Below are 17,170 nucleotides of genomic sequence, written 5' to 3'. Positions count from 1 at the left end.
GCATGCCGCTGTTCGGAAAGCCCGCAGAGATCTTCGACCGGGACGTCGAGTGGGCCGAGCTGGCCCGGTTCGTGGCCGACGACCGGCCCGGCGCGACGCTCGGCGTGGTCAGCGGCCGCCGGAGGCAGGGCAAGACCCTGCTGCTGTACCAACTGGCGCAGGCGAGCGAGGGCTTCTACTTCGGCGCGACCGAGGCGACGTCGACGGAATCGCTGCGCCGGTTGGGTGAGGCGCTGGGCGCGTACTCCGGGTCACCCGGCCCCGTCCACCTGCCGGACTGGGGTGCTGCGGTCGACGCGCTGCTCGCGCTGGGACGGGAACGCCCCGTCACTGTCGTCCTCGACGAGTTCCCGTACCTGGTGCGTGCGGCCCGTGACCTGCCGTCGGTCATCCAGCATGCGCTGACGCCCGGGCGTCCGGAGCGGACCGGGTCCCGGGCGCGGTTGTTGTTGTGCGGCTCGGCGCTGTCCTTCATGGGAGGACTGCTCGCCGGGTCGGCGCCGCTGCGCGGGCGGGCCGGCCTGGAACTGCCGGTGCAGCCACTGGACTTCCGCGCCGCGGCGGCCTTCTGGCAGATCGACGACCCGCTGCTGGCGGTGCGCGTCTTCTCCGTCGTCGGCGGCACCCCCGCGTACCGCCGGGAGTACGTCCAGGACGACACCCCGGCCGGGCCGGACGACTTCGACGCGTGGATCGTGCGGACGGTCCTGAACCCGGCCCGGCCGCTGTTCCGTGAGGCCCGGTACCTGCTGGCCGAGGACCCGGACCTGCGGGACACGGCGCTGTACCACTCGGTCCTCGCCGCCGTCGCGGAGGGGAACGCCAACCGGGGCGGCATCGCCGGCTACATCGGGCGGAAGGCCACCGACCTCCAGCACCCGCTGACCGTGCTGGAGGACGCCGGACTGCTGCTGCGTGAGCCCGACCCGCTGCGCAGCGGTCGCAGCAGCTACCGGATCACCGAGCCGTTGATCACCTTCTACCAGGCCATGATGCGTCCGGCGTGGACGGCTCTGGAGCAGCGGCGCGGAGCCGACGTCTGGCGTCGCTCACAGCGCCGCTACGCCAGCGCGGTGCTCGGACCCCGGTTCGAGGAGATCGTGCGGCAGTGGTCGCTCCGCTTCGCCGAACCCGAGCTTCTCGGCGGGCACGTCGCCGAGGTGAGCGCGGCGACGTTGACCGACCCGGACACCCGGACGCGTCACGAACTCGACCTGGTCGCGGTGGGCGAGCCGCCACCTGGCGACGGCCCCCGCCCGTTGTTGGCGATCGGTGAGGTCAAGTGGGGTCGCCGGCTGGGCCGGGCCGACCTCCAGCGGCTGGAACGGATCCGGGCCCTGTTGGTGCGACGACGACCCGGCGTCGACGCGGCCGGGGCACGGCTGCTACTGGCCGGCGGCCACGGCTTCGAGGACGACCTCGTCGAGGCCGCGGCCGGTCGGGCGGATGTGGTCCTGGCCGACCCAGCTCTCCTCTACGGGCACTGAGCGGGCGCTCATCCGCCGAACCAGCCGGGGATGTCGAGGCGGAACACGTCGGCGGGGACCATCCGGCGCAGGTCGTCCTCGATGGCGGCGACCCGGTCCGCGCCGAGCGTGGCCGCCCAGCGGTCGCGTAACTCGTCGAAGACCACAGCCGAGCGGTGCAGCCCGTCGCGGCCCTTCGCTGTCATCCGGACCAGCTTGCGGCGGGCGTCGGCGGGGTCGTCCACGCGTTCCAGGTAGCCGAGCGCGACCAGCCGGTCCACCGTCTTGCCCGCTGCCTGCTTGGAGACGCCGAGGCGTTGCCCGAGGTCGGAGGCGGTGGTGCCGGCCGGGCCGACGGCCTGGAGGACGACGCCGTGGGCCGGGCGCAGCTCGGGGTGCCCCTGGCGGGCCAGCTCGGCGTGCAGGTCGTCGACGAGCGTACGGAAACCGGCGAGCAGGAGCAGCGGCAGCGCGAAGCCGGGGCGGTCAGGCGTTGCCATGTTCGACAACCACGTTTACTATTCCGTCAACCACGTTGACCATCTTACGAGAGGGGCCCTGTCATGTCCCGCTTCACCGCGTACGAGCCGGACACCGCGCCCGCCGCCGCCCGCCCGGTCATGGCCGGAGTACGTCGCTCGCTGGGTCACCTGCCCGCCGCCGTGAGCCTGATGGCCGGCTCGCCCGAACTGCTCAAGGGCTTCCTCGCCGCCAACGCCGCGTTCGAGGCCACCGACCTGGACCCGGTCGCACGGGAGGTGGTCGTGCTGACGGTCGCCACCCGCAACGGCTGCCACCTCTGCGTGGCCATGCACACCGCGACGCTGGTCCGGCACGGCGCCGCGCCCGAGCTGATCGGGGCGCTGCGGGCCGGCACGACGCTGCCCGACCCCCGGCTGGAGGCGCTGCGCCGGTTCACAGCCGCCGTGCTCGACCACCGGGGCGCGGTCCCCGACGCCGACCTGGACGCGCTGCTCGCCGCCGGATGGCAGGCCCGGCACGCGCTGGACGTGGTGCTCGGCGTCGGCACGTACACGATCTCCACGTTCGCCAACCGGCTCACCGAGGCGCCGCTCGACGAGCCGCTGGCCGCGTACGCCTGGCAGCCCGCCGCCTGAGCTGCGGGTGTTAAGAAGGGGCCCCTCCTCTACCGGAGGCGTTAAAAGGGGGCCCGTCCTTACCTCCGCAGGAGGGTACGGGAGGATGGGCGGTATGGCGGCTCGCTTCCCGTACACCGATCTGAAGGATTTCCTCGCGGCGCTGGAGCGTGCGGGCGAGCTGCGGCGGGTGAGCGCGCCGGTCGACCCCACGCTGGAGATCAGCGAGATCGTCACCCGCACCGTCCGGGCCGGCGGGCCCGCGCTGCTGTTCGAGCGCCCCACCCGGGGTGAGATGCCGGTGGCGATCAACCTGTTCGGCACCGAGAAGCGGATGGCGATGGCGCTCGGGGTGGAACACCTCGACGAGATCGGCGAGCGCATCGGCGACATGCTCAAGCCGGAGCTGCCGCAGGGCTTCTCCGGGATGATGGGCGGCCTGGGCAAGGTCATGCAGCTCAAGTCGATGCCGCCGAAGAAGGTCAAGACCGCGCCCTGCCAGCAGGTGGTCTACCGCGGCGGCGACGTCGACCTGAACCGGCTGCCCGGGTTGCAGGTGTGGCCCGGTGACGGCGGGATCTTCCACAACTTCGGGCTGACCCACACCAAGCACCCGGAGACCGGCAAGCGCAACCTCGGGCTCTACCGGCTCCAGCAGCACTCGCACAACACCATCGGCATGCACTGGCAGATCCACAAGAACTCCACCGCGCACCACGCGGTCGCCGAGCGGCTCGGCCAGCGGCTGCCGGTGGCGATCGCGATCGGCGCCGACCCGGTGGTGGCGTACTCGGCCAGCGCGCCGCTGCCGGCCGACATCGACGAGTACCTGTTCGCCGGGTTCCTCGCCGGTGAGCGGGTCGAGATGGTGGACTGCCTGACCGTCCCGTTGCAGGTGCCGGCGCACGCGCAGATCGTGCTGGAGGGCTACATCGAGCCGGGCGAGCGCCTGCCCGAGGGGCCGTTCGGCGACCACACCGGCTTCTACACGCCGGTCGAGCCGTTCCCGGTGATGCACATCGAGTGCATGACCATGCAGCGCGACCCGGTCTACCACTCGATCGTCACGTCCCAGCCGCCGCAGGAGGACCACGGCCTCGGCAAGGCCACCGAGCGGATCTTCGCGCCGCTGCTGCGTTTCCTGATCCCGGACATCGTCGACTACGACCTGCCCGCCGCCGGTGTCTTCCACAACTGCGCGATCGTGTCGATCCGCAAGCGCTACCCGAAGCACGCGCAGAAGGTCATGAACGCGATCTGGGGCGCGCACATGATGTCGCTGACCAAGCTGATCGTGATCGTCGACGAGGACTGCGACGTGCACGACTACAACGAGGTCGCGTTCCGCGCCTTCGGCAACGTCGACTACGCCCGCGACCTGATGGTCACCGAGGGACCGGTGGACCACCTGGACCACGCCTCGTACCAGCAGTTCTGGGGTGGCAAGGCGGGCATCGACGCGACCCGCAAGCTGCCCGAGGAGGGCTACAGCCGGGGCTGGCCGGAGGAGATGCGCATGTCGCCCGAGGTGGTCTCGCTCGTCGACAAGCGCTGGAAGGAATACGGGATCTGATGACGGCGGCAGTACAGGAGCGACCCGGCCGGGTCTCGTCCTTCCTCAAGCTCGTCGCCATCGAGCACTCGGTCTTCGCGCTGCCGTTCGCGTACCTGTCGGCGCTGACCGCCATGCAGCTCAACGGCGGCCGGGTGCGCTGGGGAGACCTGCTGCTGATCACCGTGGCGATGGTCGGCGCGCGGACGTTCGCGATGGCCGCGAACCGGATCCTCGACCGGCGGATCGACGCGCGGAACCCGCGTACGGCGAACCGGGAACTGGTCACCGGCGCGGTGAGCGTGCGGACGGCCTGGACCGGCGCGGCCGTCGCGCTCGTGGTGTTCCTGGCCGCCGCCGCCCTGCTCAACCCGCTCTGCCTGGTGCTCGCGCCGCTCGCCGTGGTGCCGCTCGTGGTCTACCCGTACGCCAAGCGGTTCACGAACTGGCCGCACGCCATCCTCGGGGTGGCCCAGGCGGTCGGCCCGGTCGGCGCCTGGCTGGCGGTCACCGGCACGCTCGACGGCTCCGGCCCGGCCTGGCTGCTCGGTGCCGCCGTCGGCCTGTGGATCGGCGGCTTCGACCTGATCTACGCCTGCCAGGACTCGGAGATCGACCGGGAGATCGGCGTGCACAGCGTCCCCGCCCGGTACGGCCGGCGCTTCGCGCTGCACGCCTCCACTGTCGCGCACGTGGTGACGTTCGCGCTGTTCATCTGGTTCGGCGCCTGGGTCGGCTTCGGCTGGCTGTGGTGGATCGGGCTGGCGCTCACCGCTGTCGCCTTCGCCTACCAGCACATGGTGGTCAGCCCCACCGACCTGAGCAAGGTCAACCGGGCGTTCTTCACCGCCAACGGCTTCGTCGGCATCGCGTTGTTCGTCCTCGCGCTGCTCGACCTGGTGATCCGGCTCGGCCTGCGGCCGTAGACGGCAACGCCGGGCACCCGGTCAGGACGCCGCGGCGACCGGGTAGCGGGCGCTCTCCAGCGTCCAGTCGACCGTGCCGCGCACGGCGGCGGCCAGCCCGTCGAGATGGCTGGCGACGGCGTCGTCGAGCGTCGGGCCGAACGACGGCGCCGCCGCCAGGAGCGCCGCGAACCGGTCCATCTCGGCCCGCCAGTGCCCCGCGACCAGGTCGACCGCCGCCGGCACCGGCACGCCCCGCTCGGCCGCCGTCGCCAGCACCAGGTTGTGCCCGCCGCCGGTGGCCCGGTCGCGCTCCAGCGAGGCGATGTCGTTGAACCAGGACAGCAGGTCGTTGGCGAGGCCGGCGAGCCGCCGTAGTGCCGGATGGTGGTAGACCGCGTCGGGCAGCGGACGCCCGGACGCGAACTCGATCAGCGGGTACGACACGTACGCCGCCGACGTGGCCCGGCGCAGCCGTACGTACTCGGCGACGCCCGGTGGGCGGCCGGACGTGGTGGCGGTGGCCTCCCGGTGGACCCCGTCGAGGTGGTCGGCGACCGCGTCGGCGAAGCGCAGCCGCCACCTGGCCGGCATCCGGCGGCGGGGCTCGCGCCACGCCTGCACCAGCAGCCGGCGCAGCGGGCCGGAGAAGCCCGGGTGGCGGGCACGCGGGCCCTCGCGCAGCAGGGCGAGCGCGCCGTCACGCAACGCGCGGATCTGCGCCGGGGTGAGGCCGTCCCGCCCGTCGCAGGCGTCGTCGACGAGGAAGAACCAGGTGAACAGTGTGGTCAGCACGCGCAGGTCGGGCTCGGTGGCGTCCGGATAGAGGCGCCCGGCGTACCGGGCGAAGCCGGCCCGCGCCAGCCGTTGCCGGGTGGCCGGGTCAGCCGGCAGACCGAGCCGGTCGACCTGCGCCACCAGCCAGCCCTGCACGTCGTCGGCGTACGGGGAGAGGCGGGGCGGGATGGGGCAGTCGGAGCGGAGCGCCCGCAGCACCGCCGCCGTCATCACCGGCCCCTCCGTGGAAGTGGATCGCCGATCGAAGAATTTCATGCCGCGGGACGTTCCGTGAACCCTCTGGACATCCCGGGCGGGGCGACCGAAAGGGGGTCGCCGCCCGCCGTCCGCGGCGACCAGGCACGCTTGAGGGCATGCGCGAACCATGGGTGGTGGGTGTCTCCGGGGCGTCCGGGACGCCGTACGCTGCGGCTGTCGTCCGGGGCCTGCTCGACGCCGGCCAGGCGGTGGACCTGATCGTCTCCCGGGCGGCCCGGCTGACGGTGCTGGACGAGACCGGCCGGCCCTTCCGGGACGCGCACTGGACCGAGGACCTGGCCGCCTGGCTCGACCGCGACCTCACCGGCGCGGACCTGCGGCACTGGCCCGCCGGTGACCTGGCCGCCGGCCCGAGCAGCGGCTCCTACCCGGTACGCGGCATGGCGGTGGTGCCCGCCAGCACCGCCGCGTGCGCCGGCATCGCCATCGGGCTCTCCAAGGATCTGCTCCAGCGCGCCGCCGAGGTCAACCTCAAGGAGCGCCGCCCGGTGGTCGTGGTGCCCCGGGAGACGCCGGTGACCCGCAGTCACCTGGAACATCTCATCGCGCTGCACGACGCCGGCGCGGTGGTGCTGCCGGCCAGTCCGGGCTTCTACGGCGCCGGGGCGGCGGCGTCCGCCGGGCAGCTCGTGGACTTCGTGGCCGGGAAGGTGCTCGACGCGCTCGGTGTCGAGCACACGCTGTTCCGGCGGTGGTCCGGCGAGCTGGCAGCCGGCCGCCGGGAGGCGGACCCGGACTGACGGTCCCGGTTGCCGACGTACGGGGCGCGGCCCTCGGCCGGACCGCGCCCCGTCCGTTCAGTACATGCCGGCGTTCGCCGGTCCGGGGCCGGTGTTAGCGGTCGGGCCCATGTTGCGGGCCTTGCCCATGTCCTCCGCCTCGTCCAGCATGCCCTCCCCCTCGAGCAGGGCCCGCACCTCGGATTCCCGAAACCGGCGGTGCCCTCCTGGAGTCCGGATACTGCCGATCCGGCCGGCCGCTGCCCATCTGGTCACGGTCTTCGGGTCCACCCGAAACAGCGCAGCGACCTCACCCGGTGTCAGCAGGCGATCTCCAGTGTCCACAGCCCCCTCCTCGCGTCGACGAAGCCCCCGGCTGAACACACTGCCCCCGGCCGGTGCGAGCCCAGAGCCGTCATGAGGGACGTATGGCAATTACAGCACCGGCTACCGGACGTGTCCGCCAAACGCGAAAAACGCACACACTGGGAAGGTTAGGAAATGGTACAGGCGGAGAACCCCCGTGATCGTACGTTTGTGAAGGGTTGATCCACGGGTACCGACAGTGTTCCGTGGTCGCCAAACGGATAGGGTCACTCTCCGTGGACACGATCGACCTGAGCCTCGTGGAGTTGTTGCGAGGCAACGCCCGTCTGTCGTACGCCGAGCTGGCCCGTCAGGTCGGCCTCTCCGCCCCGGCCGTGCACGAGCGGGTCGGCAAGCTGGAGTCCAGCGGCGTGATCCGGGCGTACCGGGCCGAGGTCGAGCCGGAGTCGATCGGGCTCGGCGTCACAGCGCTCATCGGCATCATCGAGGACTCCGACGCCGACACCGACGAGGTGCTGGAGGCGTTCCGCCGCATCCCCGAGATCGAGTCCTGCTACTTCATGGCCGGCGTCGAGTCCTTCCTGCTCAAGGCGCGAGTCGGCACGATCGCCGAGCTGGAGCAGCTGATCGTCCGGCTGAACCGGACGGCGGGTGTGGCGTCCACCCGTACCAGCATCGCCCTGTCGACCAAGTGGGAGAACCGCCCGCAGCCGCTGGAACCGCCCACCGCCTGACGCCTCTGGCCCCGGGCCGGGGGTTGCGGTTACCGTGCGCCGATGACGAGCTCGGAGCGCGGCGCCGCCGTGGTCACAGGTGCGGCCGGCGGGCTGGGGCGGGCCATCGCCGCCGCGCTGCACGCCGACGGGTGGAACGTGCTGCTCACCGACACCGACGCCGGGGCCGTGGCGGCTGCCGCCGCGCCGCTGGGTGGCTGGTCCCGCCCGCTCGACGTACGCGACGAATCCGCCTGCGCGGACGTCGCCGCCGAGGCGGCGGCCGCGCCCGGCGGCCTCGGGCTCTGGGTGAACAACGCGGGCATCCTGGTCACCGGGCCGTCCTGGGCGCACGACGCCCCGACCCGGCGCGCGGTGGTCGAGGTCAACGCGCTCGGCGCGATCAACGGCACGCTCGCCGCCGTCGCGGTGATGCGCGAACAGGGCCGCGGCCACGTGCTCAACGTCGTCTCGCTGGCCGGGCTGATCGCCGCACCGGGCGAGACGGTGTACGCGGCCAGCAAGCACGCCCTGCTCGCGTTCAGCCTCGGCACTCTGAGCGACCTGCGGATGGCGGGCGTCCGGGGCGTACACGTGTCGTGCCTGTGCCCGGACGGGATCTGGACGCCGATGCTGCACGACAAGCTGGACGACCCGGGAGCGCTGGCGTCCTTCACCGGCTCGCTGCTCACGCCGGAGCGGGTGGCCGCGCGGGCCGTCCGGCTGGCCCGGCGGCCCCGGCCGGTGGTCAGCCTGCCGCGTTGGCGCGGTGCCCAGGTACGACTCCTGGACGCCTTCCCCCGGCTCGCCCTGGCCCTCACGCCGGTGATCCGGGCCACCGGGCGGGCCGGTCAGCGGCGGCAGGCCCGCCGGGTCCGGGAGAACCCGAGCCCACCTCGCTTGTAACGTTGCCGACGTGACTCATCTCGACCGGTGCGACGAGGCCAGCCGGCGCTGGGTGACCGAGGCCATCGCCACTGTCGAGGCGGACGCCAACCGCTCCGCCGACACCCACCTGCTGCCCTTCCCGCTGCCCCGCGAGTGGGGGATCGACCTCTACCTCAAGGACGAGTCGGTGCACCCCACCGGCTCGCTGAAGCACCGGCTGGCCCGCTCGCTGTTCCTCTACGGGCTCTGCAACGGCTGGATCGGCCCGGACACCACGATCGTCGAGGCGTCATCGGGCTCGACGGCTGTCTCCGAGGCGTACTTCGCCCGGATGCTCGGGCTGCCGTTCATCGCTGTCATGCCCGCCTCCACGTCGCCGGAGAAGATCGCCCAGATCGAGTTCCAGGGCGGACGCTGTCACCTGGTGGACGACCCGTCGAAGGTCGTGGTGGAGGCGCGCTGGCTCGCCGAGGACAGCGGCGGCCGGTTCATGGACCAGTTCACGTACGCCGAGCGGGCCACCGACTGGCGGGGCAACAACAACATCGCCGAGTCGATCTACGCCCAGCTCGCGCTGGAACGGCACCCGGTGCCCGCCTGGATCGTGGTCGGCGCCGGCACCGGCGGCACCAGCGCCACCATCGGCCGCTACGCCCGGTATCGCCGGCTGCCCACCAAGCTCTGCGTGGTGGACCCGGAGAACTCCGCGTTCTACCCCGCCTGGCAGGCCGGTGACTGGTCGGTACGCACCGACCGCGGATCCCGGATCGAGGGCATCGGGCGGCCCACGGTCGAGGCGTCCTTCCTGCCCAGCGTGGTGGACCGGATGGTGCAGGTGCCGGACGCCGCGTCGCTCGCCGCGATGCGGGCCGGCTCGGCGGTGCTCGGCCGCCGCGTGGGCGGCTCCACCGGCACCAACCTGTGGGGCGCGTTCGGGCTGATCGCGCAGATGCGCGCGGCCGGACGTACCGGCTCGGTGGTCACGCTGATCTGCGATCCGGGCGACCGGTACGTCGACACCTACTACTCCGACGAGTGGGTGGCCGCCCAGGGCCTCGACCTCGCCCCGCACCTCGCCACCATCGACCGGTTCCTGACCGACGGCACCTGGCCGGCTGCCTGAGCCCGACCCCGGCCGGTCAGCGCGGGTCGACCCGCTCGGCCAGCCCCGGGTAACGCACCACGAAGCCGTCCGGGTCGACCTCCAGGTCGGCGGTGAACGTGCCGCTCGCGTACCGGACCCGGCCCGGACCCAGCGAGGTGTAGACCTGCTCGGCGGGCACCACGGCCAGGCCGGGTAGCAGCACCCACGCCACATTCACGGCCGTGGCCAGGTCGGCGGGCAGCCGCCCCAGCCCGATCCGGCGGATCGGCAGCGTGTTCGTCAGCGGGGAACCGCCCAGATCCACGTCGAGCGCCTCGGCCAGCCGGCCCGGGTCGTCGGTGCCGGGCAGGCCCGCCGGTGGGTGGCCCGCCGCGCTCAGCGCCGCGTCCAGGTCACCCTCCTCGCCGGTGCGCACGCGCCACCCGTCCCGGCCCCGCTCCAGGCGTACGCTCCGCGACCAGCCGGCGCCCTCGGACTCGACCTCCAGCCGGTTCGTCGACCAGTCGGGCCCGACGGTCAGGCGGTACCGGCACGTGTACGGGATCGGATCCACGGCGAGCGCCACACCCTGCGCGGTCAGCCCCTGACCGTCGTCGAGCACGACGTGCTCGGAGCCGGCGGTGTCGGTCCGGGCCCAGAAGAGCGACTTCGGCATGGACCGGACGTTACGCGACCCGGCCGTCGGCGGCAGCGGATGCGCGAACGCCGCCGCCGAGCGGGATGTCCCGCTGTTCCCGGGCGTCAGGCCAGCGCTACTGATTACCCCTGCTCGTCGCCCTCTGTGGGGCGGGGCGGCCGGTTGTGGCGGGTCCATTCGTCCACCTCGTCCGCGTCCCAGACGTTCATGCCGATCAGTCGGGCGAGCGGCTCGGGAAACCCGGGGCGGCGGGTGATCTGCAGGACCCGCTGACGCGATACGCCGAACAGGGCGGCCAGCTCGCCGGGCCCGTACAGGCGTGGTCGTCTCACACGCCGAAAGTAGGCACGACACGCAGTGGTCATTTGTCACTTACAGATTGACAACCCCCTGCGAGCTGGGGTGCGATGTGATCAGGCCCCCCGTCCGGTGGCGAGTTCGCGGCGGACGGGGGTGCCACCTGGACGCCGACCATGCAGGAGGGCCCCGAGTGACCCAGCGCCACGCTCCGCTGAAACCCCTTTGGGTCTGTACGGCAGACCTGCTCAACTGGCCCTGCGAGAACGCCAAGGTCGAGTTGGTCGCTGACTACGAGCACGACCGACGCCACCTCGCCGTCGATCTGGCTGCCCTGATGCGGCAGGCAACCGATGACCTGACCAGGCTCTACTCTGAGCCGCCGGACCCCGCCGAGATGCACATCCGGTTCCTGGGCTGGCTGCGGTCGGTGCGCAATGTCTGACCCGATCGGCACCGGTCTGCTGCTGACCGCCGTCATCGCCCAGGCGTTCGGCTGTTGGGTCGCCTGGTCGTGGGGCCGGTCCGCTCGGCGCAGCCTCCGGCAGACCATCGACAAGACCATCCCCACGCCACCGCCCGGTTGGCGGCCTCGTCATCGCCTGTCGCTGTGGAATGAGCCGACCCGGCGGTATCCCGTCCTCACACCGCGCAGCTAGAACGGAGCCGACATCACCCCAGACGCACCGCCGCCGCCGAGCGGGTGCTCGGCGGCGGCGGTGGGTGCGCTCAGATCAGTGGGTACGTGCCGGCGGGCGCCCGCCGAAGCCGCGCCTGTCGTCCCGGCCCCGCCCCTCGGCCCGGAAACCGCCGGCCCGGCGCTCGGCCGGACGCGCGTCGCCCCGGTCACCGAAACGCCGCTCGGCGTGCGGGCGGTCGTCCTGGCGCCGGTCGCCGAAGCCGCGCGAGCCGCTCGGCCGGTCGTCGTACCGCCGCTCGTCGCGGTCGTACCCGCGTCCGGCCGCCGGCCGCTGCCGGTCCCCGTACGGCCGGTCGGCCCGCTCGCCGAAGCGCTCGCCGCGCTGGCCGCGGTCGTCGGACCGCTGCTCGCCGAAGCTCCGGCCGTCGGACCGCCGGTCGCCGAAGCTGCGCTCGCCCCGGTCGCCGAAGCTGCGGTCGTCGCGGCGCTCCGGCCGTCCGAAGCGGCGCTCGCCGCCGGATCGCTCGCCCGAGTAGCGCTCGCCCGCCGGCCGGTCGCCGAACCGGCGGTCACCACCGCGGTCCGCGAACCGGTCGCTCGACCGCTCGCCCGCGGGCCGGTCGCCGAAGCGGCGCTCGCCCCGGCCGTCGCGGTCGCCGAACCGGCGCTCGCCACGGTCGGAGAAGCCGCCCCGGCCGCCACGGTCGAAGCCCCGGCCGTCGCGGTCGCCGAAGCGGCGCGAGCCGCCGCCGCGTCGCGGCTCCGGCTCGTCCCGCACCGGTACGCCGCTGGGCTCGCGCGCGCCGGTCAGCTCGGCCAGCGCCTCGTCGCCCGCCCGGACCCGGGTCTCGGCCGGCTCGACGCCCGCCTTCTCCATCATGGCCAGAGTGGTGCGGCGCTGCTTGGGCAGCACCAGCGTCGCCACCGCGCCCGACTCGCCGGCCCGGGCCGTACGGCCGGCCCGGTGCAGGTAGTCCTTGGGGTCCTTCGGCGGGTCCACGTGCAGCACCAGCGAGACGCCGTCGACGTGGATGCCGCGGGCCGCCACGTCGGTCGCGACCAGCACGGGGGTGCGGCCCTCGCGGAACTCGGCGAGCGTCTTGGTACGCATGCGCTGCGTCTTGCCGCCGTGCAGCCCACCGGCCCGCACACCGACGGCCGCGAGCTGCTCGACCAGCCGGTCCACGCCGAGCTGCGTACGGGCGAACAGCATGGTGCGGCCCTCACGGGCGGCGATGGACGCGGCGACCGCGAACTTGTCGTGCGGCGGGATCAGCAGCAGGTGGTGATCCATCGTGGACACGGCGGCGGTGGCCGGCGCGGTCGAGTGGGTGACCGGGTCGGTCATGAACCGCTTGACGAGCGTGTCGACGTCGTTGTCCAGAGTGGCCGAGAACAGCAGCCGCTGCGCGTCCGCCGGAGTCTTCGCCAGCAGCTGGGTGACCTCGGGCAGGAAGCCCATGTCCGCCATCTGGTCGGCCTCGTCCAGCACGGTGATCTCGACGTCGTCGAGGCGGCACACGCCGCGCTCGATCAGGTCGCCGAGCCGTCCCGGGGTGGCCACGACGATCTCCACGCCGCGGCGCAGCGCGTCGATCTGCCGGTCGTACGGCACACCGCCGACGGCGGTCTTCAGGAACACGCCGACCGCCTTGCCGAGCGGCATGAGCGCGTCGTTGACCTGCATGGCCAGTTCACGGGTGGGGACCAGGACCAGGGCGCGCGGGTGCAGCGGCCGGGCCCGGTTGCGGTCGGCGAGCCGGGCGATCACCGGCAGGCCGAAGGCGAGCGTCTTGCCCGAGCCGGTCTGGCCCCGGCCGAGGACGTCGCGGCCCGCGAGCGAGTCGGGCAGCGTGGCCCGCTGGATCTCGAACGGGGTGGTGATGCCCTGCCGGGCGAGCACCTCGACGACCTGCCGGGGCAGGCCGAGCGAGGCGAAGTCGACGGTGTCGGGCGTCGAGTCGACGGACGGGGACGTGCTGGATTCAGCGAACGTGGTCAAGAAATACCTCTCGAGCGGGGCGCATCTTCGCGATGGCCCGCCGCGGCCTGTCACGCCGCCGAATCGCCCGCAAGATCGCCCATGGGCGCGCAGTCGGGGCGCGCCGGGTCAGTGATCGGAGACAAGTGTACGGCGCATCGCCGACTCCGCCACGGCAACGCGAAGCCGTAGTGGGCGGGCTCACCCCTGTCACTCGATGAGCATGGTCCCGGTCAGGCTGCTCAATGCGTCGTTGGCCAGGAAGACCACGAGCAGGCTGATCGCGATGAGCATGGTCAGCGCGACGGCCAGCACGATGATCACCTTGGTGTTGCCGCCCCGGGCCGCCGGGCTCTCCTCGGACCAGCCCTGGGCCAGGATGTGCCCGGTCAGCGATCCGGAGTTCTCCAGAGGGTTGCCCTGCGGGAACGACACGGTGGCGAACCCGGGCCCGTCGGTCCCGCCGTACGCGGTGCCGGCGAGATCCGGGCCGGCGGGCTGGGGGCGTACCGGACGGGTCGTGTCGGCGTCGCGGGCGGGCGTGGCCGGCGGCGGCCAGGTCGGCAGCGCCGGGGCCGGCACCACTGGCGGCGGCGGTGCCGACACGGGTGCGGCGGCCCACGACGGCAGCGCACCGTCCGGCGTGCCGGGCGTGGCCGGCGGGCCCGGCACGGCGGCCCGCGCGGGCGGGAACGACGGGCCGGGCGCCGGGGCGGGGAACAGCGGCGCGGGCAGTGGGCCCGGCCCGCCGGTCATCGCCGGTGGCGGCGGGAACGGCGGCGCGGGCATCGGACCCGGCGGGGGCGGGGGCGGGGGTACGGGCGGACCCGGCGGCGGTACCGGCGGCCCGGGGATCGGTGGCACCGGTCCGGGCGTCGGCGTCGGCGGGGCGGGTGCGGGCGGCGTGGGCAGGGGTGGCGTGGGCCGGAGCGGTGGTTCCGGCTCGGGTACCGGCGGCGCGGGCGACGGTGGCGTCGGACCGGGCACCGGGGTCGGCGCCGGCTCGGGCTCGGGGCCGTTCGGCGCCGGGGGCTGCGCGGGCTCCGGCGGCTGGACCGGCTCCGGCGGTTCCGGGTTCACCGGACCGGCCCGGTAGACGGTGGCGGCGGCGGGCGGCGCGGCCACCACGGAGGCGGCGACCTCCTCGGCGGAGACACGGCTCAGGCCGGGTACCGATGCGCTGGCCCGCGCGGGTGCGGATCCGGCCTGCTCAGCGGGTGTGGAAGAGCCGGTGAGCGGGGCCGGGCGGCCGGCTGCGGAGGCCGGCGCCGCGTTCGGCGGAGACTCGGCCGAACCGGCTGCCGAGGACTGGGAGTCGTCCTGCGGCCCGACGGCGGTCCCGTCCGCCTGCTCGGCCGGTGCGGTGTCGCGGTCCGGTGCGGCGTCGGCCGGTGCTGCCGCGTCCGCGGTTGCGACGGGCGGCGTGGGCACGCGTGCGGAACCGGAGACGCGGGGTGCCGGGATGGCGGCCGGAGCACTGCCGGGCGTACCCGGGGAGGCGTCGCCGTCGGCCTCCGCGGCGGCGGGCTGGGACGTCGCCTGGCGTTCGCCCACGGCGAAGGCGGACCAGCTGGACGGCGGCACGGTGGCACCGGGGAGGCGCCGGTCCAGCGGCGGTGGGGTGTCCGCCGGGGTGGCCGCCCGGTACGTCGTGGGACCGGCCTGCGGCAGCGGCTGCTCGTCACCGGCGGGCGGCGGCACGGCCGAGCCCGCGACCGACACCCGCGCCCGCGCGACGGCTATCGGCCCGGGTGGGGCCGAACCGTGGTCGTCGTCGCCGGCCGGGTCGGCGGGGTCGGGCGTCGGTCCCGGGTGGACCTTCTCCGCCGGAACGTCCTGCTCGCCCATCTCGCCCCTCCGCACCCACGCTCGCCTCCGGCCGTGGCGCCGACCGGAAGTGCCTGGATCTCACCGTGCCACATTCCGGCCCGGGAGCACAGCCGGAGCGGCGGTTGGGTCAGTCGGTGCTGCTGCTCGGGCTGGCGGAGCCGCTGCCGGACGTGCTGCTCGACGGCGCGGCGCTGCTGCTGCTCGGCGCGGCGCTGCTGGTCTCCGGCTCGGCGCTCGCGCTCTGGCTCGGCGTCGGGTCGGGCGAGTCGGTCGGGCTCGGCGGCGGCGTACTCGGCGCCGGGCTGGACGTCGTCGGCTTCGGCGTCGGCGTGGTGGGCTTCGGCGTGGTCGGCGTCGGCTTGGGCGTGGTCGACGGCTTGGGCGTGGTGGGCGTCGGCTCGGGCGTGGTCGACGGCTTCGGCGTGGCCGGCACGGTCGGCGGCGGGACCGGGGTGGCCGGGGCGGGTACGGCGCCGATCACCCGGGTCGCGGCGTAGAGCCGGGACCAGCGGACCACCGAGATCTTGACGACGTCCCCGGTCCGCGGCGCCTCCACCATCTTGCCGTTGCCGATGTACATGGCGACGTGGTGGACGCTGGTCCAGCTGCTGCTGGAGGCGAAGAACAGCAGGTCGCCGGGGAGCAGGGCGTTCGGCGAGACGGTGCGGGAACGGGTCGCGAAGTACTGGTCCTTGGCGACGCGGGGCAGGCCCCGGTAGCCGGCCGCCTGGTAGGAGGCGAGCATCAGGCCGGAGCAGTCGAACCGGTCCGGGCCCTCGGCGGCCCACAGGTAGGGGTCACCGAGCTGGGCGAGGGCGTAGCGCACGGCGGCGAGCGCCCGCGGGTCCGCCACCAGGCCGTCGATGCTCTGATCGACCACGTACGAGGTGCCGAGCCGCTGCTCGGCGGCGTCCGCCAGGCGCTCGATCTCCAGGAGCTTGGCCGCGTTCTCCTTGCGCAGCGCGACGAGCGCGGTTTCCTGCTTGCGCAGGTCGGCCTCGGCGCGGGTGAACGCGGTGGTCTGCTCGGTGGCCCGGCGCTGGGCCGACTCGTGTGCCTTCCGGGCGGCCTCCTCGGCGCTGGTGGCCCGGAGGAGTTCGCCGGTCACCGACGTGGTGGCGCCCTCGGCCTTGTCGCCGCGGGTGATGCGCTGGAGGTTGGCGAAGTCGCGCAGGCTGGCGCCGAACTCACCGGGCGGCAGCGCCGCGTCGGCCTTCACGGCGTCGGCGGCGGCGCTCTTGGCGTTGTCCTGGGCGCGGGTGAGCGCGTCCTGGGCCTCCTTGAGCCGGGCGGCGGACTGGGTCAGCTCGGTCTGTGCGGCGTCCCGCTCGGTCTTGATCCGGAGCAGTTCCTCGCCGAGGAGGGTGACCCGGGCGTCGAGCTGGTTGATCTGGGCGATCAGCGGGCCGTCGGCCGGGTTGGTCACGCCGGTGGTGCCCGGCAGGCCCGCAGTGCCGCCCGGGGTGGTGACGCCGGGCAGGCCCGGGACGGTGCCGGGGAGGCCGGGAACGGCACCCGGTACGCCGGGGACGGTGCCGGGTACGCCGCGGACGGCGCCGGACGAGCCGGGCAGTTGCAGGGGGCCGGTGACCTGGGGCCGGGAGCCGGTGTCGGGTACGACGTCGGGCAGCGGGTCGGCCCAGGCGGGTGTGGCGAGCGCCGCGGCCGCGACCGCCCCCAGAAGGGCGGACCAGAGCGCCGGGCGCAGGATCGGTGAGATCACCGGCTGCCGTCCTCGTCGCCGTCGGGCCTTGGTGCTGTGAGCCATACCGCTCCCCGTCCGGTCTGGGGTCCGTCACGCGTGATTGGGGCGTGTCGGGACAGGACGGCCCTGGTGTGTGTTCCGCCCCACCCTGTCTTACCTCACGGTTGCGACGATGTCGATGTGCGGAGCGTGACGGCCGGTGAACCGGCGCGACCACGTCGGCGGCCGGTCGGACCCGCGACGTACGCTCGA

The 17,170-nt window shown here is 73.9% G+C and carries 17 protein-coding genes; 9 read left to right on the top strand and 8 right to left on the bottom strand.

The features are described 5' to 3' along the window. Positions 1-2 precede the first annotated feature (2 nt). On the top strand, positions 3-1,487 hold the full coding sequence (locus BFV98_RS17815) for an ATPase (protein WP_030273539.1): 1,485 nt from the start codon (positions 3-5) through the stop codon (positions 1,485-1,487). 8 nt (positions 1,488-1,495) lie between these two features. On the opposite strand, the gene BFV98_RS17810 is transcribed toward BFV98_RS17815, so the two are convergent. Beyond that, positions 1,496-1,966 (bottom strand): MarR family winged helix-turn-helix transcriptional regulator, encoded by a 471-nt coding sequence (locus BFV98_RS17810; RefSeq protein WP_047891627.1) that lies wholly within the window; start codon positions 1,964-1,966, stop codon positions 1,496-1,498. A gap of 63 nt (positions 1,967-2,029) precedes the next feature. Between BFV98_RS17810 and BFV98_RS17805 the strand changes: the two genes are divergently transcribed. The 3 genes from BFV98_RS17805 (at position 2,030) to mqnP (ending at position 5,041) form a co-directional block, all read left to right on the top strand. Then, the gene (locus BFV98_RS17805; RefSeq protein WP_071097132.1) at positions 2,030-2,584 is read left to right on the top strand and encodes a carboxymuconolactone decarboxylase family protein; all 555 of its coding nucleotides are present in this window, start codon (positions 2,030-2,032) and stop codon (positions 2,582-2,584) included. Between the two features lie 94 nt (positions 2,585-2,678). After that, positions 2,679-4,136: a menaquinone biosynthesis decarboxylase gene (locus tag BFV98_RS17800; RefSeq protein ID WP_071097130.1), complete on the top strand. Its 1,458-nt coding sequence runs from the start codon at positions 2,679-2,681 to the stop codon at positions 4,134-4,136. Further along, a complete protein-coding gene (mqnP, locus tag BFV98_RS17795) occupies positions 4,136-5,041 on the top strand; it encodes a menaquinone biosynthesis prenyltransferase MqnP (protein WP_013283552.1) in 906 nt (301 codons plus the stop codon). Before BFV98_RS17800 ends, mqnP begins: the two co-directional genes overlap by 1 nt. Before the next feature lie 21 nt (positions 5,042-5,062). On the opposite strand, the gene BFV98_RS17790 is transcribed toward mqnP, so the two are convergent. Continuing rightward, entirely contained in the window at positions 5,063-6,028 is a 966-nt protein-coding gene (locus BFV98_RS17790) for a terpene synthase (RefSeq protein WP_013283553.1), read from the bottom strand. Between the two features lie 143 nt (positions 6,029-6,171). Between BFV98_RS17790 and BFV98_RS17785 the strand changes: the two genes are divergently transcribed. After that, the gene (locus BFV98_RS17785) at positions 6,172-6,816 is read left to right on the top strand and encodes a UbiX family flavin prenyltransferase (protein ID WP_013283554.1); all 645 of its coding nucleotides are present in this window, start codon (positions 6,172-6,174) and stop codon (positions 6,814-6,816) included. Between the two features lie 57 nt (positions 6,817-6,873). Here the strand turns inward: BFV98_RS17785 and BFV98_RS17780 are convergent, their stop codons facing one another. Next, positions 6,874-7,140 (bottom strand): BldC family transcriptional regulator, encoded by a 267-nt coding sequence (locus BFV98_RS17780; protein WP_013283555.1) that lies wholly within the window; start codon positions 7,138-7,140, stop codon positions 6,874-6,876. Between the two features lie 257 nt (positions 7,141-7,397). Between BFV98_RS17780 and BFV98_RS17775 the strand changes: the two genes are divergently transcribed. Genes BFV98_RS17775 through BFV98_RS17765 form a run of 3 tightly spaced genes read left to right on the top strand, consistent with a single transcriptional unit; the run spans position 7,398 to position 9,846 of the window. Continuing rightward, positions 7,398-7,856 (top strand): Lrp/AsnC family transcriptional regulator, encoded by a 459-nt coding sequence (locus BFV98_RS17775; RefSeq protein WP_013283556.1) that lies wholly within the window; start codon positions 7,398-7,400, stop codon positions 7,854-7,856. A 42-nt stretch (positions 7,857-7,898) separates the two neighbouring features. Then, on the top strand, positions 7,899-8,741 hold the full coding sequence (locus tag BFV98_RS17770) for an SDR family oxidoreductase (RefSeq protein ID WP_013283557.1): 843 nt from the start codon (positions 7,899-7,901) through the stop codon (positions 8,739-8,741). Positions 8,742-8,751: 10 nt separating this feature from the next. Beyond that, entirely contained in the window at positions 8,752-9,846 is a 1,095-nt protein-coding gene (locus BFV98_RS17765; RefSeq protein ID WP_071097128.1) for a PLP-dependent cysteine synthase family protein, read from the top strand. Between the two features lie 16 nt (positions 9,847-9,862). On the opposite strand, the gene BFV98_RS17760 is transcribed toward BFV98_RS17765, so the two are convergent. Together BFV98_RS17760 and BFV98_RS17755 are read right to left on the bottom strand one after the other, a co-directional pair. Further along, positions 9,863-10,483, bottom strand: a complete 621-nt coding sequence (locus BFV98_RS17760; protein WP_013473532.1) for a putative glycolipid-binding domain-containing protein — start codon at positions 10,481-10,483, stop codon at positions 9,863-9,865. 104 nt (positions 10,484-10,587) lie between these two features. Next, a complete protein-coding gene (locus BFV98_RS17755; RefSeq protein ID WP_255368150.1) occupies positions 10,588-10,797 on the bottom strand; it encodes an AlpA family transcriptional regulator in 210 nt (69 codons plus the stop codon). A gap of 158 nt (positions 10,798-10,955) precedes the next feature. On the opposite strand from BFV98_RS17755, the gene BFV98_RS17750 reads away from it, so the two are divergent. Further along, a complete protein-coding gene (locus BFV98_RS17750; protein ID WP_013283561.1) occupies positions 10,956-11,207 on the top strand; it encodes a hypothetical protein in 252 nt (83 codons plus the stop codon). Between the two features lie 289 nt (positions 11,208-11,496). Here the strand turns inward: BFV98_RS17750 and BFV98_RS17745 are convergent, their stop codons facing one another. The 3 genes from BFV98_RS17745 to BFV98_RS17735 all read right to left on the bottom strand — a co-directional run bounded on the left by BFV98_RS17745 (position 11,497) and on the right by BFV98_RS17735 (position 16,981). Then, entirely contained in the window at positions 11,497-13,404 is a 1,908-nt protein-coding gene (locus BFV98_RS17745) for a DEAD/DEAH box helicase (RefSeq protein ID WP_071097125.1), read from the bottom strand. Positions 13,405-13,593: 189 nt separating this feature from the next. Next, positions 13,594-15,231, bottom strand: a complete 1,638-nt coding sequence (locus tag BFV98_RS17740; RefSeq protein ID WP_071097123.1) for a hypothetical protein — start codon at positions 15,229-15,231, stop codon at positions 13,594-13,596. Positions 15,232-15,340: 109 nt separating this feature from the next. Next, on the bottom strand, positions 15,341-16,981 hold the full coding sequence (locus BFV98_RS17735; protein ID WP_176921706.1) for an NlpC/P60 family protein: 1,641 nt from the start codon (positions 16,979-16,981) through the stop codon (positions 15,341-15,343). Between the last annotated feature and the right edge of the window lie 189 nt (positions 16,982-17,170).

This window comes from Micromonospora sp. WMMB235, from assembly GCF_001855515.1.
Lineage (GTDB): Bacteria > Actinomycetota > Actinomycetes > Mycobacteriales > Micromonosporaceae > Micromonospora > Micromonospora aurantiaca.
This window is presented reverse-complemented; position numbering and strand designations above follow the sequence as displayed.